This window comes from Capnocytophaga gingivalis (assembly GCF_002302415.1).
Taxonomy (GTDB): domain Bacteria; phylum Bacteroidota; class Bacteroidia; order Flavobacteriales; family Flavobacteriaceae; genus Capnocytophaga; species Capnocytophaga gingivalis.
This window is the reverse complement of the sequence record NZ_CP022386.1, coordinates 1,303,558-1,324,742: the sequence shown is the minus strand read 5'-3', so window position 1 is coordinate 1,324,742 and position 21,185 is coordinate 1,303,558. Positions and strand designations below refer to the sequence as shown.

At 43.4% G+C, this 21,185-nt stretch carries 20 protein-coding genes and 2 pseudogenes; 5 read left to right on the top strand and 17 right to left on the bottom strand.

The features are described 5' to 3' along the window. Positions 1–10 precede the first annotated feature (10 nt). Genes CGC50_RS06130 through CGC50_RS06120 form a run of 3 tightly spaced genes read left to right on the top strand, consistent with a single transcriptional unit; the run spans position 11 to position 5,405 of the window. Positions 11–2,767 (top strand): tetratricopeptide repeat protein, encoded by a 2,757-nt coding sequence (locus tag CGC50_RS06130; RefSeq protein ID WP_095911302.1) that lies wholly within the window; start codon positions 11–13, stop codon positions 2,765–2,767. After that, on the top strand, positions 2,754–4,895 hold the full coding sequence (locus CGC50_RS06125; protein WP_095910114.1) for a DUF4838 domain-containing protein: 2,142 nt from the start codon (positions 2,754–2,756) through the stop codon (positions 4,893–4,895). The genes CGC50_RS06130 and CGC50_RS06125 overlap by 14 nt, the downstream gene beginning before the upstream one ends. A gap of 27 nt (positions 4,896–4,922) precedes the next feature. Then, on the top strand, positions 4,923–5,405 hold the full coding sequence (locus CGC50_RS06120) for a DUF1573 domain-containing protein (protein WP_095910113.1): 483 nt from the start codon (positions 4,923–4,925) through the stop codon (positions 5,403–5,405). 72 nt (positions 5,406–5,477) lie between these two features. On the opposite strand, the gene CGC50_RS13760 is transcribed toward CGC50_RS06120, so the two are convergent. Together CGC50_RS13760 and CGC50_RS06115 are read right to left on the bottom strand one after the other, a co-directional pair. Then, a complete protein-coding gene (locus CGC50_RS13760; RefSeq protein WP_157909427.1) occupies positions 5,478–5,633 on the bottom strand; it encodes a hypothetical protein in 156 nt (51 codons plus the stop codon). A gap of 54 nt (positions 5,634–5,687) precedes the next feature. Continuing rightward, entirely contained in the window at positions 5,688–6,065 is a 378-nt protein-coding gene (locus tag CGC50_RS06115) for a hypothetical protein (protein ID WP_095910112.1), read from the bottom strand. Between the two features lie 45 nt (positions 6,066–6,110). Here CGC50_RS06115 and CGC50_RS06110 point away from each other — a divergent pair. Beyond that, a pseudogene (locus CGC50_RS06110) lies at positions 6,111–6,509 on the top strand (NADP-specific glutamate dehydrogenase); the annotation flags it as partial. A 63-nt stretch (positions 6,510–6,572) separates the two neighbouring features. Here CGC50_RS06110 and CGC50_RS06105 read toward each other — a convergent pair. The 3 genes from CGC50_RS06105 to CGC50_RS06095 form a co-directional block, all read right to left on the bottom strand. Then, on the bottom strand, positions 6,573–8,732 hold the full coding sequence (locus CGC50_RS06105; protein ID WP_016420019.1) for a TonB-dependent receptor: 2,160 nt from the start codon (positions 8,730–8,732) through the stop codon (positions 6,573–6,575). A 103-nt stretch (positions 8,733–8,835) separates the two neighbouring features. Then, positions 8,836–9,156 (bottom strand): DUF6660 family protein, encoded by a 321-nt coding sequence (locus tag CGC50_RS06100; protein WP_157909425.1) that lies wholly within the window; start codon positions 9,154–9,156, stop codon positions 8,836–8,838. 77 nt (positions 9,157–9,233) lie between these two features. After that, the gene (locus CGC50_RS06095; RefSeq protein ID WP_095910110.1) at positions 9,234–9,440 is read right to left on the bottom strand and encodes a hypothetical protein; all 207 of its coding nucleotides are present in this window, start codon (positions 9,438–9,440) and stop codon (positions 9,234–9,236) included. A 135-nt stretch (positions 9,441–9,575) separates the two neighbouring features. On the opposite strand from CGC50_RS06095, the gene ligA reads away from it, so the two are divergent. Next, positions 9,576–11,576 carry an NAD-dependent DNA ligase LigA gene (ligA, locus tag CGC50_RS06090; protein WP_095910109.1) on the top strand — a complete coding sequence of 667 codons (2,001 nt, stop codon included), beginning with the start codon at positions 9,576–9,578 and terminating at the stop codon, positions 11,574–11,576. A gap of 125 nt (positions 11,577–11,701) precedes the next feature. Here the strand turns inward: ligA and CGC50_RS06085 are convergent, their stop codons facing one another. The 12 genes and pseudogenes from CGC50_RS06085 to CGC50_RS06035 all read right to left on the bottom strand — a co-directional run bounded on the left by CGC50_RS06085 (position 11,702) and on the right by CGC50_RS06035 (position 21,164). Next, positions 11,702–12,121 carry an HXXEE domain-containing protein gene (locus CGC50_RS06085; protein ID WP_095910108.1) on the bottom strand — a complete coding sequence of 140 codons (420 nt, stop codon included), beginning with the start codon at positions 12,119–12,121 and terminating at the stop codon, positions 11,702–11,704. Then, positions 12,108–12,521: an SRPBCC family protein gene (locus CGC50_RS06080; RefSeq protein ID WP_095910107.1), complete on the bottom strand. Its 414-nt coding sequence runs from the start codon at positions 12,519–12,521 to the stop codon at positions 12,108–12,110. Before CGC50_RS06080 ends, CGC50_RS06085 begins: the two co-directional genes overlap by 14 nt. Positions 12,522–12,626: 105 nt before the next feature. Beyond that, the gene (locus tag CGC50_RS06075; protein WP_095910106.1) at positions 12,627–14,672 is read right to left on the bottom strand and encodes a M13 family metallopeptidase; all 2,046 of its coding nucleotides are present in this window, start codon (positions 14,670–14,672) and stop codon (positions 12,627–12,629) included. 71 nt (positions 14,673–14,743) lie between these two features. After that, positions 14,744–15,163, bottom strand: a complete 420-nt coding sequence (locus CGC50_RS06070; protein WP_095910105.1) for an HXXEE domain-containing protein — start codon at positions 15,161–15,163, stop codon at positions 14,744–14,746. Continuing rightward, positions 15,150–15,563 (bottom strand): SRPBCC family protein, encoded by a 414-nt coding sequence (locus CGC50_RS06065; protein WP_095910104.1) that lies wholly within the window; start codon positions 15,561–15,563, stop codon positions 15,150–15,152. The genes CGC50_RS06070 and CGC50_RS06065 overlap by 14 nt, the downstream gene beginning before the upstream one ends. Positions 15,564–15,667: 104 nt before the next feature. Continuing rightward, positions 15,668–17,704 (bottom strand): M13 family metallopeptidase, encoded by a 2,037-nt coding sequence (locus tag CGC50_RS06060; RefSeq protein ID WP_095910103.1) that lies wholly within the window; start codon positions 17,702–17,704, stop codon positions 15,668–15,670. A gap of 46 nt (positions 17,705–17,750) precedes the next feature. Next, a pseudogene (locus CGC50_RS06055) lies at positions 17,751–18,060 on the bottom strand (type II toxin-antitoxin system YafQ family toxin). Further along, a complete protein-coding gene (locus CGC50_RS06050) occupies positions 18,053–18,331 on the bottom strand; it encodes a flagellar motor switch protein FliM (protein WP_232781205.1) in 279 nt (92 codons plus the stop codon). Before CGC50_RS06050 ends, CGC50_RS06055 begins: the two are co-directional and overlap by 8 nt. Before the next feature lie 80 nt (positions 18,332–18,411). Next, positions 18,412–18,699: a hypothetical protein gene (locus CGC50_RS14065; RefSeq protein WP_232781204.1), complete on the bottom strand. Its 288-nt coding sequence runs from the start codon at positions 18,697–18,699 to the stop codon at positions 18,412–18,414. Then, positions 18,675–18,935 (bottom strand): hypothetical protein, encoded by a 261-nt coding sequence (locus CGC50_RS14060; protein WP_232781203.1) that lies wholly within the window; start codon positions 18,933–18,935, stop codon positions 18,675–18,677. The genes CGC50_RS14065 and CGC50_RS14060 overlap by 25 nt, the downstream gene beginning before the upstream one ends. A 75-nt stretch (positions 18,936–19,010) precedes the next feature. Next, positions 19,011–20,117: a hypothetical protein gene (locus CGC50_RS06040; protein ID WP_095910102.1), complete on the bottom strand. Its 1,107-nt coding sequence runs from the start codon at positions 20,115–20,117 to the stop codon at positions 19,011–19,013. A 75-nt stretch (positions 20,118–20,192) separates the two neighbouring features. After that, the gene (locus CGC50_RS06035; RefSeq protein WP_095910101.1) at positions 20,193–21,164 is read right to left on the bottom strand and encodes a DUF4300 family protein; all 972 of its coding nucleotides are present in this window, start codon (positions 21,162–21,164) and stop codon (positions 20,193–20,195) included. Positions 21,165–21,185 lie beyond the last annotated feature (21 nt).

The following is a 21,185-nucleotide window of genomic DNA, read 5'->3' as shown; positions in this document are numbered from 1 at the left end:
AATGCAAAAGATGAAAATGACAAAAATATATAGTGTACTGCTGCTCCTGCTTCCATGTATCTCGGTTGTAGCACAGGATAAGAAGGAGCTCAAGCTGATTGATAGTTACTTCAAAGAAGGGCAGTATGAAGAGGCTAAGAAGCTGTTGGATAAGAATATAACTCAGTATCCTAAGAATGGGGATATTCAGTTCTACATGGGGAAGTACTACTACCAAAAGCAAGATAATGACAAGGCACGCTACCACTTGCTAAGGGCGCTGGATGAGCTTCCTAAGCATGTGGCAGCCAAGGAGATCTTGGCCAGTATCGAGACCACACAGAAGCATTATTCCAGTGCGATATGCTACGTGAATGAGCTGCTGGAGACCCGCCCCTATGACGCCGAACTCTGGCGCAAGAAGATTGCCCTTTATCGCCTACAAGGCAATGATATAGAGGCAAATCGCTTGCTCAAGCGCATCCGAGTGATCTACCCTCAGGATGAACAGTTCAAAAAGGATTACCTCTACTCCCTTCAGGTGCAGTCTTCCCAAGAGAAAAAGAAAGGAAATATAGAGGAAGCCATCAAGATGGAGCAAGAGACCCTCCGCCTGAATCCTAAGGATGAAGAGGCATATCTCACCCTGACCAATACATACCTCCTCTCGGGGGACAAGGAGAAGGCACTGACGTATGTGAATCGAGGCTTGCAGAACTTGCCTAATAACCAAGAGCTTATCAATCGAAAAATAGGTATTCTCTCCGAGATGAATCGTCCAGTGGAGGCGGTAGAGTTTATCCAACAGGAAATGAAAAAGGGCAATAAGTCCCCTCAGATGCTCAAGAATTACAATGACTTGCTTGCTCAGGCGGCTCTCTACCAAAACCAGTCCGACCCCTATGTGCTCTATGGCAAGCTCTATGAGAACAACCCCTCCAATGCAGAGGCACTGGACTACCTTATCAATAATTCCCTGACCAAGGGCTACTATACCGATGCTGCTGTATATATAGAAAAGGGTATCAAAAGCCGCGGACGTACCAAGGATCTGTTGTCTAAGAAATACACCTACCTTATGCTCTCAGGGCAAGATAAGGAGGCATATAAGGTCTTGGAGGAGCTTTTCTCGAAGTATCCCAACGATGCGGATATACGAAATAACTACCTACAATACCGCTATAACCGAGGGCAGCAGTTGGCACAACAAGGAAGGTATACCGAGGCCATCCCCGATTTGCAATGGGTGGCAGCACAGCCGTCCTTCGAGTGGCGAGAGGATGCCATCGCTGCCCTATATGGAGCCTATCTCAATAATCATCAGTATGACAAGGCTTTAGAACAGGCAGAGCTCCTTATCCAGCAATATCCTCAGAGCAAGGGAGGCTACCTAAGAAAAGCAGCAGCACTATCCGCCCTGAGGCAGTATCCGCAGTCCTTGGAGATCTATGAAAAACTCATAGGGGAAAGTGATGCCAAGGATAACGACCTCTATATCAGTGGATATGAGGAAACGGCTTTGGCTTATATCAAGTACCTCAATGAAAAAGGAGATGCTACCACTGCCTATGAGCAACAGAAAAAACTGATGACGCTCAAGGAAAATAGCAATCAAGGACTTAGGTATATTGTGGCGACTTCTTCCCTGCTGAAAAAGGAAGATGAAGTACTGAGCTATGCCCAGAAGGGAAAGGCTCTCTATCCAGATGATTTTTACTTTGTAGAACAAGAGGCCTATGCCTACACCCGCACCGATAGACCTCAGGAAGCGATAAATGCTTTAGAGCCTTACCTTGAGAAATATGCTTATAACAAAGACCTTTCCAAGGTCTACGCTGAAGCGGCTGAGAAGCAGGCGCAAAAGGAGTATAAGCAAAGGGATTATGACCAAGCACAGCACACCTTGCTCAAGGCACTACAGTATGACCCCCTGAACAAGAACTTGCAGTATGAGCGAGGACGTATATTCGAGGGGCAAAAGCAGTATGATAGCGCCTACTATTACCAGCGACAGTTCAATCCGTCCTTGGTGGAGCTTGCTGAGTTCAAAAGGCATCTGAACTACCTCAAGTACAAGACTTATAAGAATGAGATACAATTCTCCTACCAGCAGAACCAGCTGAAAGATACCAAGTTGCCAGGGATATTTACCGCTCTGTACCATAGGTATCAGCCTAAGAATACCTATACTTTGGGACTTTCCTCATCGGGGAGGGCAGACAAGCGAGCCTTCCAAGGACAAGTAGGATGGACACATATACTAAGCTACAAGTGGTATTTCGATATAGATGCAGCACTCTCCAATCATTATTTTCCGGAGTATATGGGGAATGTTACTATATACAGAGCCTTGCGCAATGAGTGGGAAGCCCAAATGGGGGTAGGGTATAAGAAGCTCCGAAGTGAGGATACACCACAGCTTATCCAAGCACACTTAGGTGCGACTAAGTCGCTGGAAGACTTCTCTTTCTTGGTCAAGCTCACAGGAGTGTCTTTTAACAATAGTCTGTATTACAACACTTTTGGGAGAATACAGTATGACCTCTTGGACAAGCGTAGCTTCTTGGCAATCTTCGGAGGGGTAGGTTCGGCTCCAGTCGATGAGATTCTCAATTACCAACTCTATGGGCAGTTCTCCACCACCAATGCCAACTTCGGAGGAATGGCGCAGTATATGCTCGTGGACAAGGTGGCACTGTCCCTCTCTGGGGTATGGTACAACTACTACAATGGGGTAGATTATAGCGATTTGTATAACCTAATCTTTGGAATAAATGTTTCGTTTTAGTATAGTAACCCTTTATTTTCTCCTGTTGGGCACCTGTCAGAGCAATGCCGAGAGTACGGCCGCAGCTGCTGAGGTACCTATCTCTCTCAGGGCGAAGGGCTATGCCATCTCCACGCAACCCCATGCCTCCGCCATAGATGAAAAATGGGCACAGTACTTCTATGATCATCTCAAAAACAGAGTAACCGATCGCCAGCGGGTGCTCTTGGCAAGTTCACAGAAGGATTATCTCACCCTGAAAGTAAAGGTGGACACTGCCCTCTCCACAGACTATTGTCTGAAGAATGATGGGCAACAGTGGCTGCTTACCGCCCGGACGGAGCGAGGCCTCCAGTGGCTGATATACCAAATGATAAAGCGCATCAGCGAAGATGATCCTTCGGTAGAGGCGCCCGACCTCAACCCATCTATTATCAACCTCGGTAAGGGATGTGCTTCTTTTGCCTTTGCTTACCGTGAACCACATTTCCTCCCCAACCTAAACCAAAAATATAACCAAATCTATAACACCCATAATGTAGAGATAGATTGGGGACTATGGGGGCACAACCTCTCTAAAGTGATTGACAAGAACAACAAGGCTCTCTATGCTACGGTAGAGGGCAAGCGCAATGAATCCCAACTGGATTTCACTTCCGATGCCCTTTACCAAGAAGTAGAGCACTACATCATAGACAACTTCGGTGCGGAACCCCCTATGAAGTTTGTCATCATGCCCAATGATAACCCTATAGTGAGTGATACCCCTAAGAATAAGTCACTGGGGAGTACCCCCACCAATGCCACTCCCTCGGTGAGCTATCTGGTCAATAAGCTTGCCAAGCGCTTTCCTAAGCATACTTTCTATACCTCTGGCTATCGGACCACCCGCACTCCTCCCACGGAGAGATTGGCCGATAATACGGGAGTGATTATAAGCACTATCGATCTACCCAAAGGGATAGCCCTACCCAGTGGCAAAGCTACAGAAGCCTTCTACCAAGCTCTTGCTCAGTGGAAAGCAAAGACCCCTGAGGTATACCTGTGGGACTATGCTTGTGATTTCGATGATTACTTTACCCCTTACCCTATCCTAAAGGGGTTCCAAAAGCAGCTGAAGGTATTCAAGGAGAAAGGCGTCAAAGGAGTATTTGTCAATGGCAGTGGCTATGATTACAGCACCTTTGCCGATGTGCAGACCTTTGTCATCACCTCTTTGCTCATAGACGAAAGTCTCTCGGTGGACGAGCTAGTTACTCGATTCTTCCGACAATACTATCCTGTATCAGGGGCACTGATGACAGCCTATTATCTTTCCTTGGAGAATGCCCAACAGCAGCAAAGCAAACCCCTACAGCCCTATGGGAATTTCGCCCATGCTCAGGAGGCTTATCTCGATCCGGCACAGTTTGTGAGCTTCTATGATAAGCTATCTACGCTACGCTTCGAGGCACAAGGGGAGGAACGCAAAGCCTTAGAGAAGCTCTATGCAGCACTTAGCTTTACCCGCCTACAGCTCGCCTATAGGCAGGGATATAGTAGCTATGGCTTTGCCCAGCGCCAAGCAAATACCCTACAGCCACGCCCTGAGGTGAAACAGTGGCTCGCTGCCTTAGCCACTAGCGAAAAATACAAGGAAATGGCACGCTATCAAGAGGACGAAAAGGGTACCCTCAAGGGCTATATAGAGCAGTGGAATAGCTTGCTTGCACGGGCTGATTTCCAAAACTTGCTCTTAGGACAGATGCTGGAGGCACAATGTACCTTGGACGAAGACTACCAAGACCTATCCCCCCTTACCGATGGGGTAGAGGGCTTTCCTTTGGATTATCATATCGGTTGGGTGATTAATTCTGTAGATGATCTGAAGGTACAGCTTCCCCCCGAGGCCAAAAAAGCAAAAAAAATAGCTCTTACTTTTCTACAAGACGAAAAGGGGCGCTTCTATATGCCGACAAAAATAGAGATTTACAAAAATGATAAGCTCTACAAGACGATGCTCCCACCCCCACAAGCAGGGGTACTCGCTCGTACTCTTACCACAGATATAGACCTGAGCGATAGTGATGTAACCCAAGTACGGATCTATAGGAATAGGACAAACCAACGTAACTTGTTAGCCACTTCTGAGATTCGCCTAATTCCTTAATTTCTAAAACCCTTTAATCCTAAAACAATGAGATTTTTACTGATATACCTATCTTTTGCAAGTCTTTTCTTAGCGAGCTGTCGTGATGCTTCAGAGCTATATCCACCTACCTCCATAGAGATTATGGACCCTGTGCGCCATTATTACCCTGTAGTACAAGGCGAGAAGTTTGAGATTAATATCAATATCAAGAATACAGGAAAACATTTTCTGAAAATTACCGATGTACAAACTTCCTGTGGCTGTATGGCAGTAGATAAAAATGCTATAGGCCTTATCCGAACAGGGGAGATAGGGACAATTAGGATTGTTAATGATAGCAAGAAAAATATAGGCTATGTCAAGCACTTTATTAAGATCTATGGCAATATCCCCGATGGAGAAGCAGAGGTAATATTTGACTACAATGTAGTCCCTGATGCGCTCTATACACCTGATTATGAGGAGATTTATAGCAAGGATAACAAATCTAGAGAAACACGCCGACAAAAATACTATACTGATCAGTGATTTCAGTGAACAGAGAGCGGTGAGCAGTAAGCAGTGAACAGCAGGCTGTAGGGGCGAATTGCAATTCGCCCTTCAGAGTAGTGCAATTCGTCCTTCAGAGAGTAGTGCAATTCGTCCTTCAGAGAGTAGTGCAATTCGTCCTTCAGAGAGTAGTGCAATTCGTCCTTCAGAGAGTAGTGCAATTCGCCCTTCAGAGAGTAGTGCAATTCGCCCTTCAGAGTAGTGCAATTCGCCCTTCAGAGAGTAGCACAATTCAATAGAGAGCAGTGCCCTGTCCTAAAATTAGCTGATGCTAACGCCTTTTTCTAACAAATCTCTTAGAGTCCTTGCTTTTTTGATAGTTTCTTCTGATAGATCAAGGGTGTCTCCTAATGAAAATAGCTGTCCTAAGGCTGTTTGTATTACCTTTATCCCTGGAACAGATATAGACAATTCTGAAAAAAGGTCATTCGAGAAGTAAGTGAGGTGTCCAATCCAGAGATTTCTTCCTATTGTAGGCACTTTATCTTCCAATTTTTCAGAAATAACCACAGCATATTGCAAATCTTGAGTTTGTTCTAAGCAGAAAATAAGTTTCTCTAAGGTATTCTCATCCAACTCTTGGGAAAAGCTATCAGAGAATTGAATCATTATAGAAGCAGGAGAACTGAACTTCTCCACCCCTTGTGAGATACTTATAGAAATATCCGCTACGGAGTGCTTGCTGATATTGCTTTGCCTTGTGCTTTCCAAAACGAATTGGACGGAGACGATGCTAAGACTCTTATCGCTAATGGAGTGAAACTCGTAGCTGAGGTGTCCAACATGGGTTGTACTCCTGAGGCTATCAAAGCTTTCCAAGATGTGAAATTGCCTTTCGCTCCAGGTAAGGCTGTCAATGCCGGTGGGGTAGCTACTTCTGGTTTGGAAATGACTCAGAACGCCGCTCACCTTTCTTGGACTTCCGAAGAGGTAGATGCTAAGCTTCACCAGATCATGGAGTCTATCCACAACGCTTGCCTCAAGTATGGACAAGAAGAAGGATATATCAACTATGTAAAAGGAGCCAACATCGCTGGTTTCATGAAAGTAGCCCATGCGATGCTCGACCAAGGAGTGATTTAATAATTGAATATAGTTGTCTTCAAAAAAGAGAGGCTGTCCCGCGAAAGCAGGACAGCCTTTTTCTTATAGCTTGAGCTTAATACCTCCGTTGAACACAAAACCGTCCAAGGGAGCATAGATATCTTTGAATACGGGAGCACGTTCACTACCTGTATAGATACTTCCAAAACGGGTCTGACGTACATCCAAGAAGTTTTCAAAATTGATATAAACAGAACAATGTTTCCATAATTTCTCTACTATAAAACCTGTCATCCAGTAAGGATGCCCACGCTCTCCATCACTCAGCAGCTGTGAACTGAAATAATAGGCTTCTAACCCGATTTTCCACTTATCTTCCACTTCGTAAAACAAAATAGAGTTGGTACGGTGCTTAGCAGTAAGCAGATTGTCCGTAAAGACATCTCCCTCATGTAATTGAGTGTTGGTTAGGGTGTAACCCAAGAAAAGTTTGAAGTCTTTGTAACCTATTTTTACATTGGTTTCCAATCCTTTGGTGTGGATATGCCCTTCTATATTGGTTAGGTGATACTTCTTAGGTGATAGGTTTTCCAGCAATAGCGGATGGTCTAAGTAGGTATAGAAAAAGAGTTGATTGATACTCAGAGTCCATTCCTCTCCTAAAAGGGTCTGGTAATTAATATCAAAGTTGGCGCCATAACTCTTCTCCAACCGATTCTTTTGGCTACTCACAGGCAAGATGTTTTGATAATGAAATCGTTCGCTTTCCTCTGTGAATAAGGTAGGTGTTTTATACCCCAATCCGCCTGATATGCGGGAAGTGAGTTTCTCTGATAGGTGAAAGAGGCTGGCTAGCCTAGGAAGTACTACCCATCCATAGTCTTTGACAAAATCGGTGCGCAAACCACTTTCTATCTCCAACCATGGGGCGGTTTTCCAAGTATTTTGGGCAAATCCTCCTACAATCATCTCCTGCTCATCTCTCAAAGGGAAGGTAGTAAGAGGCTGTTCCTTAAAACGATGATCTAAAAGGGTTACTCCTATAATCCAGTCTGTTTTTTCTCTTTCCAAACCATAGAACCCTTCTGTAAAGCTGCTTAGCTGTGTTCCTGAAAAACGATAATCAGGCAGGACAATTTCTCTTTGGAAGTAGTTAATACTACTCTTTAGCTGGAATCGGGAATCCTCACTTATATGGTGGTCAAATGTTAGCTGGCCACCATAGCGATGAGTATTGTTTTCCTCAAAATAGTGATAGGCAGGGTCGGTATTGCCCCTTAAGTACTCTATATGTCCTCCTAACCGCTGCTCCACCATGGCATTTATCCCTATGTTCAGCGAGGTGTCTTCGTCAAAATAGAGGAATAGCTTGGGATTCACTACCCAGCGTTCAAAGCGAGGAATGGCAGAAAAGGGAGTGTCACTTGGTGCATAGGCTTGGTTTCTGCTATGAGAAGCAAAAAGAGTGGTACCTACATGATTGAATTTTTGTCCATAGAATGCATTCAAGTTTAATCCCTTAGCCGATGTGCCGTCTATATGAAAAAGTAGCTCTCTCGCTGGGGTAGGGGTCTTAGAGATCAAATTGACCAATCCTGCTATGGCACCTCCTCCATAGAGGGTGGAGCTGGTACCCTTGATGACTTCCACCTGCTTGAGGTCCAAGGGGGGCGTTTGCAGCAAACCCAAGCCACTGGCAGCTCCAGAGTAAGCAGGGAATCCGTCCTTGAGTATCTGGGTATAGCGCCCATCCAATCCTTGGATACGAATACCTGCATTGGCACTGATTGGAGAGGTTGTCTGTACTTGTATACCAGTGCTTTCACTCAGTAGCATCCGCAAATCACTGGGGCGCATGTTGGCTTTTTCATCTAGCTCTTCAGCTGTAATAAGCTCAATACGAGTAGGCACTTTCTCTATGGTACGGCTACTACGTGTGGAGGTGATAGTCAGCCCCTCCAGCTCGGTCTCTTCTTCCTCTAATTCAAGGATAAGGGGAATATTAGTCTGGGTAATAGTGTATTCAAGGCTTCTAAATCCAATAAAGGAGAATACTAGTACCTCTCCAGAGGCTGCTTTGATAGAGAAATCTCCTTGTTCATTGGTAGTAGTGCCTCTTGGAGTATCTTTGATGCGTATGGAAACGCCCAAAAGAGGTGTTTTATCCGTTGCGGAGGTAATATGTCCGCTTATTTTTTGCTCCTGCCCATAGAGGATACTACCGCCAAAGAGAACAAAGAGCAGTATAATGATATTTTTCATGGAATTTTGTATGTAATAAATAGATAATGTTGGCACGAATTACAAAAACGCACCAGTCAAAGTAAAGTAGGGGCGAATGGCAATTCACCCTTATGTTGAAGAATTAAGCTATTTTAGGAGGACCCCAGATATTTCCCAAGTAGGAGGAATCTATAATAATATAGGGGTAGGAAATCAAGTGTTTGGTTTCTATAATAGGAGAAAGTGTTTCCAAGGGCGTCTCTTCAGAGACAGGAAGAGAAAGTACCATTTGGCAGCAATTGCAGATACATAGCGGGTTGCATAGGTCTATATCACCAGAAGAATGAGAGTGAGATGCACTCATCTCAGCCGTATCATTGCCCTCATATATAGGCATATCACTATATGGCAATACCAACAATGCCACAAGATAAAGACCTAATATGAATGCAATACTTTTCAAGTTCTGAGTTTTTATTTTGAGTTACTAATGCCAATCAAGAGTTGAATTTGTAGTTCTACTCTTGAAACCACTAACCACTATTTCTTCAGATAGTGGCTTACTATTCCCCAAGTGATAGCCGCCAATATGGCTGTTACTCCAGAGATAAAGAGAGCGCCCATAGCTGAGTAGCCATTGACAAACTTAAGGACTAAAAAGAGCAAAGCAAATAGTCCTAAACCAAAGATAACCGCTTGTGTTACAGTTTGTTTCTTTGCAGTTGCATTGGATAATGAATGTCCCATAGTACAAAGGATTTTATAGATAATTCTCTAGCTGCAAATTTACGTATTTATCTTTAGGGGAACAAGATATTTTTTGTATTTTTGCACTTTATCAGAAATCAGTGGTCAGTCACTAATCCCTAACCCCTAAAAGAAATGGATTCTATTTTACAACAAATCGAAGCGCTTCGCAAGGAGCTCAATGAGCATAACTACAACTATTATGTGCTCGACACCCCTTCTATTTCCGACTATGAGTTTGACCAAAAACTCAAGGCCTTACAGGATTTGGAAGCACAATACCCCCAGTACAAAGACCCCAATTCGCCTACCGTGAGAGTAGGGGGGGAGATTACCAAGAATTTCCCTACGGTAACCCACGAGTTCCGCATGTACTCCTTGGACAACTCCTATTCCAAAGAAGAGGTAGAGGAGTGGGAGAAGCGTGTTCTTAAGGGCTTAGGCACGGACAAGGTCTCATTCGTCTGTGAGCTCAAGTACGACGGGGCTTCGATAGATCTCACCTATGACCATGGGCAGCTGGTACAGGCTACCACTCGTGGCGATGGGGTACAGGGCGATGAGATTACCGCCAATGTACGTACCATCCGCAGTGTGCCCTTGACACTCAAGGGGGACTACCCTGACCATTTCCATATCCGCGGGGAGATTATCATCCTCAAGGAAGGGTTCAAGAAGATGAACGAACAGCGTATCGCCGAGGGCGAAGACCCCTATATGAACCCGCGTAATACCGCCAGCGGAAGCTTGAAACTACAAGATACCGCCGAGGTCGCCAAGCGACCGCTTGACTGCTTGCTTTACTATGTAGTGGGCGACAATCTCCCTGTGGACAACCAGTTCGACAGTCTCCAGAAAGCACGCGATTGGGGGTTCAAGGTGCCTTCGCAGTCCAAGCTATGCCACTCCACCGACGAGGTGATGGAGTTTATCAACTATTGGGATACCCGCCGCCATGATCTCCCCTATGAAACCGATGGGGTGGTGATCAAGGTCAATGACTACCAAGCACAACAGGAATTGGGCTACACTTCCAAGTCTCCTCGCTGGGCGATAGCCTATAAGTTCAAGGCCGAAGAGGTAACTACCTCTCTGGAGAGTATCTCCTATCAGGTAGGGCGTACAGGCGCTATTACCCCCGTAGCCAATCTCTCTCCGGTGCTCTTGGCGGGGACTATTGTAAAGCGCGCCTCTCTGCACAATGCAGACCAGATAGCCAAGCTCGGACTCCATATCGGCGATCAAGTATTTGTCGAAAAGGGAGGAGAGATCATCCCTAAGATTACGGGAGTAAAGCTCGAAGCACGCCACGAGCAAGCTACTCCTGTGACCTTTATCACCCATTGTCCTGAGTGTGGCAGTGAGCTGGTACGCAATGAGGGCGAGGCACAACACTATTGCCCCAATGCCTATGGCTGCCCCCCACAGATCACAGGGCGTATCCAGCACTTCATCTCCCGCAAGGCGATGAATATAGAGGGCTTGGGTTCCGAGACGGTAGAGCTGATGTTCCGAGCAGGGCTCATACACAACTATGCCGACCTCTATGAACTCAAAGCCGAGCAGATACAAAACCTCGAGCGTATGGGCACCCGCAGTGCACAGAATATAATTACAGGAATAGAAAAATCCAAGGAAGTACCCTTCGAGAGAGTGCTCTTTGCCTTGGGGATCCGTATGGTAGGGGAGAGCGTCGCCAAGAAGTTTGCCCGTATCTATAAGACACTGGAGGCTTTCCGTGCCGCTCCTTATGAGCAGCTCATCCAGATAGATGAAATCGGAGACCGTATCGCCCAGAGTGTCATCGAGTTCTTTGCCGATGACAGGAATAAGGAAATCCTCGAACGCTTACAGGGCTATGGCTTACAGTTTGCTCTTAAGGAAACAGCACAAACGTCTCTTTCCGAGGCACTGAAGGGGAAAACACTCGTAGTCTCAGGAGTCTTTGCACGCTATTCGCGGGACGAAATCAAGGCGCTGATCGAAAGCCACGGAGGCAAGGTCGGCTCTTCCATCTCTTCCAAGACAAACTATGTAGTAGCCGGAGACAATATGGGGCCGAGCAAACTCGAGAAAGCGACCCAATTGGGCATCCCTATCCTATCGGAAGAAGAGTTTGAAAAAATGATTCAGTGAGTAATGAGTAATGATCAATGATTAATGCCAATAATGATTCATACAAATATGAATTATTATTGGTTTTTTATTGTACAGATGTAATTTATTGTGTATTAATTTATTATTTCTTAATACATGCTTCACTACCCTCTGACGACTTTTTTCACCCATTTCGGGATCAGGTATACTCCCATAAGGCAGGTGACCATTACAGGTGAATAGGAATGGGTAAAGTAGCTTATCAAGATATGCCATACTAAGAAAAAGCTAAGACCTACAAGGTATCCCCCGAGAGCTATTCTGGTAGCTTTTTCGCTCTTGCGGCATAAAAAAGCAACAAGGGTTACTAAAGCGAGTTGCCCTATAGAAGCTCCTACAAAATATTCGGGGTGGTCATGTGCCAAATGAGCATTGTCTGAGATTCTTGGCAATTGTAACCAAGTGGGTATTTTATCCCCAAAATCAATATACCATTGCCAAAACGATATACTCTCTTCTACTTGGTGCAAGGCATGGAGTCCCATTATCGGGAACCATAATGATAAATACTTATTTGTTTGCATATACTTCCTGTTTTAGTGCAATAATGTAGTTCTGTTGTATACGTTTCAAATTCCAAAAAAGAGGAGCCATAAGCCTCAAAAAGAAATTCTTGATATGTATCTTCTCTTGAAAACAGATTTTAGTACCTCCCTTATAAGATTCAAACTTCCCTTCCCATTCTCCAATGAATAGCTTATGCTGCATTGTAAAGGCATAATACTCGTTTTCTATCTTTCGAATATTACTAAAGAGTGTATGCCCTCCTGCCTTGTAATATTCAATAAAACCTTCTTCCAACAGCTCTATATCTTTAACTTCCTCTCGCCACTGAAAATTACTATTATCTGTAACAATGTCATATACCAATGCAATAGGCGCATCAATAAAATCAGTTATCGTTGAAATAAGATAGGATTTCATTTCTTTTATAAATTATTTGTTAGGTATTAATCCTTTTATAAATAAAAAAAGTAAAAGGTAAAACATTATTACCTTTTACTTTTTATCTTTTACCTTAAAAAGAGACTACCATATTTTTACGCGGTCTTCTGGCTTGCGGTAGAGCTTATCTCCTTCTTTTACATCGAAAGCTTTGTACCAGCTATCTACGTTGGTCAGAGGAGCGAAGGCGCGGAAGTATCCTGGGGTATGGGGGTCAGTCTTCACCTGGTTGGTCATATACTGGTCGGTGGAGAGGGTACGCCATACAGTTGCCCAAGAGAGGAAGAAGCGTTGGTCTTGGTTGAATCCACTGATATCGGCAACTGCTCCATGGTCTTTGAGATACATTTGGAGCGCATCGAAGGCGATATTCACCCCACCAAGGTCAGCGATATTTTCTCCATTGGTAAAGGTACCATTCACGAAGACACCTTTTACAGGTTCATATTTGTCAAACTGAGCAGCGAGTGCTTTGGTTACCTTATCGAAGTTCTCCTTATCGGCAGGAGTCCACCAGTTTTGTAGGTTACCATCGGCATCGAACTCAGCTCCACTGACATCAAAGCCATGGGTCATCTCATGACCGATTACCCCACCAATTCCTCCAAAATTCACAGCAGGATCTGCCTCAAAGCTGAAGAAAGGAGGTTGAAGAATTCCAGCAGGGAAAACAATCTCATTGCTCGTAGGGTCATAATAAGCATTGACAGTCTGAGGAGGAAGCACCCACTTGGTTTTATCTACTTCTTTTCCTACTTTGTCCAATGCTTTTTGAAAAGCCCATTCTCCTACCTGTGTGATATTCTCAAATAGAGATACTTCAGGGTTCATAGTGAGTTTAGAATAATCCTCCCACTTGTCAGGATAGCCTACCTTTACAGAGAATTTGTGGAGCTTCTCCATCGCTTTTTCCTTAGTAGTATCCCCCATCCAAGTTACATTCTTGATATGCTGGGCAAAACTTTTCTTTAGATAATCTATCAGGGTAAGCATCTGATCCTTAGCTTTTTCAGGGAAGTATTTTTCCACATAGAGCTTACCGAAAGCTTCTCCAAGAATTCCGTTGATCAGTTCCAGAGCGCGCTTGTTCATAGGGCGTTGCTCCTGCTGTCCCATCAGGTATTTGTTATAGAAATTGAAAGTAAGATCATTGAGCTCTTGGGTGAGGAAGTTACTGTTGAGAGTAACCAATTTGTACCTGAGATAATCCTTAATCAGAGGTAGATTTTTCTCATTAATAAAAGTATCGTAATGCTTATAGAGGCCTATTTCCGTGAGGATAACCCCATCGGTATGAACTCCCACTTTTTCAAGCAACTCAGGTAAGTTAAGATTCTTCACTAAGGTGCTTAATTCCTTTGTTGTCACAGGGTTATAGCTGAGATTTGGATTGTTCTCTTCTTCACTTGTAAGCATGTATTTGGCAATATTCTTTTCAAAGGCTACGATTTGCTTTGCTTTTTCCTGAGGAAGGGGATCCTTTAGGACTTTGAAGATATCAGCTACATAGTCTTGGTACTTGGCTAAGGCTTCGGTATTGCTTGGATTCTCCTTTTGATAGTAATCCTTACCCAACCCCAAAGCAAAATTTCCTAAATATACAGCATTCATTTTGGAGTTCTTCATATCGGCATATACACCTATAGGGCAGATATGATTTGCCCTTTTAGAGGTCATCTCTTGCAAATAGTTTTGCAAATCATTTAAGGAGTGTATTGCATCAATCTTTTGAAAATACAATTCTAAAGGCTTCAATCCGTCAGCATTACGCTTATCCCAAGAGATATATTCTTTGTAGAGGGTTTGTATTTTTTCCCCTTCACTTCCTTTGGGATATTCCTTTTGGAGAAGGTCGTCAAGGATAGAAAGACACTGCTCATCGGTTTTCTCCATAAGCATATAGAAGGAACCCCAAGCAGGTTTGTCGGCAGGAATTTTAGCAGTTTTCATCCAGCTGCCACTAACATAGTTATAGAAGTCGTCTCCAGGGCGTAGGGAAGTATCCATAGCGGAGAGTTCAAGTCCTTTTTCAGTAAATACTTTAGGGGCTTCTTCTTTGTTGGAATTACCACAAGCCACCACCAAGGAAAGGCATGCGAACCAACCCATTTTGAAGTTTATTTTTTTCATGATAGAAAAATGAAATTGAATTACCCCGCAAAGGTACGAATTATAACAGTACTATGCAAGACAAAGTATTGTTATTTTTTCACTACTTTGTAAATCCATTTGGGAATAAGGTATACTCCCATAAGGCAGGTGACCATTACAGGTGAATAGGAATGGGTAAAGTAGCTTATCAAGATATGCCATACTAAGAAAAAGCTAAGACCTACAAGGTATCCCCCGAGAGCTATTCTGGTAGCTTTTTCGCTCCTTCGGCATAAAAAAGCAACAAGGGTTACTAAAGCGAGTTGCCCTATAGAAGCTCCTACAAAATATTCGGGGTGGTCATGTGCCAAATGAGCATTGTCTGAGATTCTTGGCAATTGTAACCAAGTGGGTATTTTATCCCCAAAATCAATATACCATTGCCAAAAGGATATACTCTCTTCTACTTGGTGCAAGGCATGAAGTCCCATTATCGGAAGCCATAATGATAAATACTTATTTGTTTGCATATACTTCCTGTTTTAGTGCAATAATGTAGTTCTGTTGTATCCGTTTCAATTTCCAGAAAAGAGGAGCTATAAGCCTTAAAAAGAAATTTTTGATATGTATCTTCTCTTGAAAGTAAATTTTAGTACCTCCTCTATAGGATTCAAACTTCCCTTCCCATTCTCCAATAAATAGCTTATGCCGCATAGTAAAGGTATAATACTCATTTTCTATCTTTCGAATATTACTGAAGCGTGTATGTCCTCCTGCTTTGTAATATTCAATAAAATCATCTTCCAATAACTCAATATCCTTAACTTCCTTTCGCCACTGAAAATTACTATTATCTGTAACAATACTATATACCAATGCAATAGGTGCATCAATAAAGTCCGTTACTGTTGAAATAAGATAGGATTTCATTTCTTTTATAAATTATTTGTTAGGTATTAATCTTTTTATAAATAAAAAAGTAAAAGGTAAAACATTATTACCTTTTACTTTTTATCTTTTACCTTAAAAAGGAATTACCATATTTTCACACGATCTTCTGGTTTGCGGTAGAGCTTATCACCTTCTTTTACATCGAAAGCTTTGTACCAGCTATCTACGTTGGTCAGAGGAGCAAAGGCGCGGAAGTATCCTGGGGTATGGGGGTCAGTCTTCACCTGGTTGGTCATATACTGGTCGGTGGAGAGGGTACGCCATACAGTTGCCCAAGAGAGGAAGAAGCGTTGGTCTTGGTTGAATCCACTGATATCGGCAACTGCTCCATGGTCTTTGAGATACATTTGGAGCGCATCGAAGGCGATATTTACCCCACCAAGGTCAGCGATATTTTCTCCATTGGTAAAGGTACCATTCACGAAGACACCTTTTACAGGTTCATATTTGTCAAACTGAGCAGCGAGTGCTTTGGTTACCTTATCGAAGTTCTCCTTATCGGCAGGAGTCCACCAGTTTTGTAGGTTACCATCGGCATCGAATTGGGCACCGCTATCATCGAATCCGTGAGTGATTTCGTGACCAATGACAGCACCTATTCCTCCGAAGTTCACAGCAGGATCCGCTTCAAAGCTAAAGAAAGGTGCTTGCAAAATAGCCGCAGGGAATACGATTTCGTTATACAATGGGTTGTAATAAGCGTTCACAGTCTGTGGAGTCATGCCCCATTCGGTTTTATCTACAGGCTTACCTACCTTATCCAACTCTTCTTGGTAAGCCCACTGGGCAACTTTGAGCAAGTTATCAAAGAGTGAAGCATCGGCAGAGAGAGACATCTTAGAATAGTCCTTCCACTTGTCTGGATAACCTACTTTTACCTTGAAAGTACTGAGCTTATGGAGAGCTTTTTCCTTGGTAGCATCGCTCATCCAAGTAACATTCTTGATATGCTCTGCGAAACTTTTCTTAAGGTAATCCACCAAAGTAACCATTTCTTCTTTGGCTTTAGCAGGGAAATATTTCTCTACATAGAGTTTTCCGAAAGCCTCTCCTACTACCCCATTGATAAGAGAAAGCGCACGCTTGTTCATAGGGCGTTGTTCCTGCTGTCCATTGAGGTATTTGCTATAGAAGTTGAATGAAAGTTCGTCCAAAGCCCCATTGAGATATCCCGCATTGCTTGCTACTAAGTTATAACGGAGGTAATCCTTAAGTAGGGGTAAGTTCTTCTCATTGACAAACTTATCGTATTCTTTGTACAAGCGTATTTCCCCTACGATTACCTTATCGGTATTTACCCCTACTTTCTTGAGTAAGGCAGGGATATTGAGGTTCTTTACCAGCTTGGAGAGTTCCTCCATGGTTTGAGGATTGTAGCTAAGGTTCGGGTCGCGGTCTTCCTCATTGGTAAGCATAAGTTTGGCCAAGTCTTTCTCGAAAGCTACTTGTTTTTGAGCCTTTTCATCAGCGGCAGCATCGCCAAGGAGCTTGAAGATATCGGCAACAAAGATCTGATATTTGCTTATGGCTTCCGTATTGCTTTGGCTTTGTTTTTGGTAGTAGTCACGACCAAGACCTAAGCCAAAGTTGCTTAGATATACCGCATTCTGGTTGGAATCCTTCATGTCGGCATAGACTCCCCAGCCACATACAGGGTTCTCTCCTAGCGGGGTAGCCTCTTCGAGGTAAGCCTGCAAGTCAGCAAGGGTTTTGATAGCCTCTATCTTCTTTAGATAAGGTTGGAGAGGCTCCAAACCTGCCTTGTTACGGGCATCCATGTCCATATAGGTTTTGTAAATAGCTTGGATTTTTTGCCCATCAGAGCCGTCGGGGTAGGAGGTTTTCAGTAGGTTGTCCAAGAGGGAAAGGCACTGCTGGTCAGTTTCCTCGCGGAGCATATAGAAGGTACCCCAAGAAGGTTTGTCCGCAGGGATTTTGGCAGTTTTCATCCACCCTCCATTGACATAGTTGTAGAAATCATCTTGCGGACGTACAGAAGTATCCATAGCCGAGAGGTCAAGACCTTTGTCAGTTGTTTCTTCTTTCATGTTGTCTTTTTTAGCAGGATTGCCACAAGCCACCATTAGGGCGAGGCAAGAATACAAGTGAATTTTGTTCATATGCTATTAAGTTTTGAGTTGTTAGTTTTGAATTTTGAGTTTTCTATTAACTGAAAAGTTCTGAATGTGAACCTAATCGTTCCAACACAATTACCATTTCTTCATCATCTTGTTGCCATATAAGGAGTAAATCTCCCTCTATATGACTCTAAGCATCCCTGATATTGTCCTACCAACATGTGTGGTTTCATCTTTTTAGGAATCTGAGAGACCCCTCCCTTTTCTAATAGTTTTACAACGGCTAATATCTTCTGAATTTTATCAGGTTGTTTTTTAAACTTCTTGAGTTCTTTTTTAAATATTGTGGCATAATATAATTCATATAAAAGCTCTTCTTGTTCTTCTATATCATTCATCTTCTGATAAGATTTCATTGAACAATTCTTCAGCACTTTTATGCCCCTTTATAAGCCCCTTTTTGTGCTTTTCAATCAATTTTTTTCCCTCTTCTATAGCCTCTATAGTCTCTTTATTGGGTATAGCTTTTTCTATGGGATAAGTTTTTTGGGGATCCACTACAATCATTTTAACCCTAAACTTCTCAAAAAGGGCTTGAAATAGTGGAATATCCACATTGTTAATCGTTGCTTGTATTGTTGTTGCCGTAATTTTTGTTTTAAAGAGCAAAGGTACGAAGAAATAATTAAATAAAGAAGTTAAAATACAATTATTTTTTTAATCTTTTTATCCAATCGTTGAAATGTTTCTTATTTCTCTTCTCCTGACCATCGACGATCAATTATTTCATCAAATGTTTCTTCACCAAAATACTCAAAGAAAACCTCTCCAAAGTCCTTGGAGGTAAGCTGTACTTCCCTATAGGGATTTTCCTTATCCATACCGAGGTTAATGCAACCAAGCCGGTGGAGTAGGAAATTATTGGCATATTTGTTGTACTTGAAAGTAATATATTCCTCAACAACAAATTTGTCTTTTTTGAACTCAAAGGTAAAGTACCCTCCTTTGCAGACTATCTGGTGAAGTGGATAAACCATACGAGAGAAATATCTACCTTTCCGAAGACAGGGTCCAAATGTGTGGGTATATCTGCTACATTACTATAGAAAAACTCTAAACCGGGGTATTCGTTGGAAGTATAGGGTACTCTCTTGAGGAGTTCATAAAGCTTTACCTCTATCTCTAGGCTCATAGGCTGCTCCGTGATAGGAGGAGGGGCTTGCTTGCAGGCAAAAAGCCACAAGGCTAAGAGGATAAGAGATAATCTTTTCATAAGGGGCTGTGTAGGGATAAGGTCAGCGAATGGGCACAGCTGATTGTGTGTGACTGTTCACCTTTTTAATAATCATCACTCTTCCATCTTTGAAAATCTGTCATCAATGAGGTAATCGAGCTGTTCTGCATAAAAGTCCTCAAAGAAGATTTCTCCAAAGTCCTTGGTGGTAAGCTGTACTTCTCTTTTGGGTTCTTGTGTGCCTCCACTGAGGTCTATATATCCGTAGCGATGGAGTAGGAAATTATTGGTATGCTTATCGTACTTGAAGGTGATATATAGCTCTGCGACAAATTTGTCATCCTTGAACTCTATGGTAAAGTAATTGCCTTTGCATACTATTTGGTGGAGCGGCCACTCCTTGTCGCAAAAATCGGGTGCTATCAAGAGCCTATACTTATGTACTCCCTCTCCGCTGAGCAGGATTACCACTCTTTGGTGTGCATTAGGGTCGTTTCTCTGCTCGGAGAAGACAAAGAGGTAATCCCCCTGTCCATCCTCATTAAGGTCACAGCTTGAGAGCTGTTGCTCTAAGTCATATTTCCCCATACGGACAATGCTTTCAGATAGGTCAGTAGGTTTCTCCACTTGGCATATGTCCTTGTAAGGGGCGATGATCCCCCGCCAATAGCTTATTTGGTTATCCTCAAGAGTGCTGATTTCTTCTCTGGTAGAGGTGGAGAAAGAAGCTCCTTTGCTCCATACGCCATCCTTGAGCAGATAGGTTACCTGCTTGAAAGGAACATAGATAGCCCCTTGCTCATCACTTGTCTCATTCTCTTTTTCTCCTGAAAAATATTGGTTGTCGATAGCTGAGATATATACATCAAAATAGCGAGCGATCTCCTTGGGGGAGAGCTTATGTATGGCTTGGGTAAGGTTCTCACTTAGTAGCAGATCATCGGAAAAATTTTCCAAAATGTAGGGATTGAACGCTGCTGTTTTGGGCAGTAGAGAAATATCTACTTTCCCAAAGACAGGATCTAAATGAGAGGGTATATCTGCGACATTGCTATAGAAAAATTCATAATCGGGGAGCTCATGCGAGGTATAGGAGACCCTCTTGAGTAGTTCATAGAGCTTTGCCTCTATCTCTGGGCTCATAGGCTGCTCAGTGATAGGGGGAGTTTGCTTGCAGGCAAAAAGCCACAAGGCTAAGAGGATAAGGGATAATCTTTTCATAAGGGTTCTACGTAAGGGTGAGTTGCCTCTTAAAGAGAGGGCGAATTGCCTTTTAAAGAGAGGGCGAATTGCCCTTTAAAGAGAGGGCGAATTGCTATTCGCCCCTACTTTATAGGGGTTGGGACGATAGCCGTCCATCAGCTGGTCATTCTCCATGATAAAAGGAATTGCATTGGGTTGTTCCCATTCTACATCGTAGCGGTTCATCAGGTAATCGCTTAGCTCGGTGCGGTTGGCAAAGAGGATAGCTTGGTAAGGTTCTTGGAAGGCGAGTTTTTCGATAAAAAGAAGTTTCCCTTCAAAGGGGAGGAGTACTCCCACATGGCCTACAAAGATCATATTTTCCTCAGGGGTGAGCTGAGAGTGGAAAACAACTGAGATAAGGGATGCTTTTGTAGGATCATTAGCATAGCGGAAGGCAATACCACGCGCTTGCCATGCCTTTTGCATCGCTTGCAAATGGAGGTTTATATCCTTGGTATTGGTAGTAGGCACTTCGGTGAAGAGCGCGAAGAAGTCGTTTTCCTCGGCTGGGGTAAAGAGCTTTTTAGGGGCGTTGCGCAAGGACTCACGATCTATAAAGAGTACCTCGTCTTCTGCTTTGCTGTCGAATTTTTTTCCAATAGGGAAGGAGATCAAGTCACGCAAAAGGGTAAAGGAGGTCAAGCGACAGTTATACCCCTGAAAGGCTGGGTATTTGCTCATCCAGTCCGTTTGTATAGCGACCTCGTCATACTTAGGCAGTAGGCTGTCAATAGTGACAAAACCCTCTGGGACAAGGTTTGCCTTTGCTCCGGCTGTCTGGTTGAAGAGGGCAACACTCTCTAAGAAAGCAGCTGCGTGAGCCTCAGATATCCCTGCGGCGATAAGGGCTTGCTGCACTTTTTCTTGAGTAGGTGTATCTACTAAGTTAGAGTAGGTCAGCGTTGGTGCGGCTTTTTCTTGAGTTTCTTGTGGCGTTTCTGCCGCTGCTGTAGTGGGGGCTTTCTTCTCTTGGCAGGCTATAGCAGCCAAAGAAAGTAATGACATGAGTAAAAGTCTTTTCATGAGAACATTCTTGATTCGTTG

Excerpts from the sequence above, each read along its gene's own strand:
- CGC50_RS06130 (WP_095911302.1), top strand. The coding sequence starts at position 11 with ATGAAAATGACAAAAATATATAGTGTACTGCTGCTCCTGCTTCCATGT.
- CGC50_RS06125 (WP_095910114.1), top strand. The coding sequence starts at position 2,754 with ATGTTTCGTTTTAGTATAGTAACCCTTTATTTTCTCCTGTTGGGCACC.
- CGC50_RS06120 (WP_095910113.1), top strand. The coding sequence starts at position 4,923 with ATGAGATTTTTACTGATATACCTATCTTTTGCAAGTCTTTTCTTAGCG.
- CGC50_RS06105 (WP_016420019.1), bottom strand. The coding sequence starts at position 8,732 with ATGAAAAATATCATTATACTGCTCTTTGTTCTCTTTGGCGGTAGTATC.
- CGC50_RS06095 (WP_095910110.1), bottom strand. The coding sequence starts at position 9,440 with ATGGGACATTCATTATCCAATGCAACTGCAAAGAAACAAACTGTAACA.
- ligA (WP_095910109.1), top strand. The coding sequence starts at position 9,576 with ATGGATTCTATTTTACAACAAATCGAAGCGCTTCGCAAGGAGCTCAAT.
- CGC50_RS06085 (WP_095910108.1), bottom strand. The coding sequence starts at position 12,121 with ATGCAAACAAATAAGTATTTATCATTATGGTTCCCGATAATGGGACTC.
- CGC50_RS06080 (WP_095910107.1), bottom strand. The coding sequence starts at position 12,521 with ATGAAATCCTATCTTATTTCAACGATAACTGATTTTATTGATGCGCCT.
- CGC50_RS06075 (WP_095910106.1), bottom strand. The coding sequence starts at position 14,672 with ATGAAAAAAATAAACTTCAAAATGGGTTGGTTCGCATGCCTTTCCTTG.
- CGC50_RS06070 (WP_095910105.1), bottom strand. The coding sequence starts at position 15,163 with ATGCAAACAAATAAGTATTTATCATTATGGCTTCCGATAATGGGACTT.
- CGC50_RS06065 (WP_095910104.1), bottom strand. The coding sequence starts at position 15,563 with ATGAAATCCTATCTTATTTCAACAGTAACGGACTTTATTGATGCACCT.
- CGC50_RS06060 (WP_095910103.1), bottom strand. The coding sequence starts at position 17,704 with ATGAACAAAATTCACTTGTATTCTTGCCTCGCCCTAATGGTGGCTTGT.
- CGC50_RS14065 (WP_232781204.1), bottom strand. The coding sequence starts at position 18,699 with ATGGTTTATCCACTTCACCAGATAGTCTGCAAAGGAGGGTACTTTACC.
- CGC50_RS14060 (WP_232781203.1), bottom strand. The coding sequence starts at position 18,935 with ATGAAAAGATTATCTCTTATCCTCTTAGCCTTGTGGCTTTTTGCCTGC.
- CGC50_RS06040 (WP_095910102.1), bottom strand. The coding sequence starts at position 20,117 with ATGAAAAGATTATCCCTTATCCTCTTAGCCTTGTGGCTTTTTGCCTGC.
- CGC50_RS06035 (WP_095910101.1), bottom strand. The coding sequence starts at position 21,164 with ATGAAAAGACTTTTACTCATGTCATTACTTTCTTTGGCTGCTATAGCC.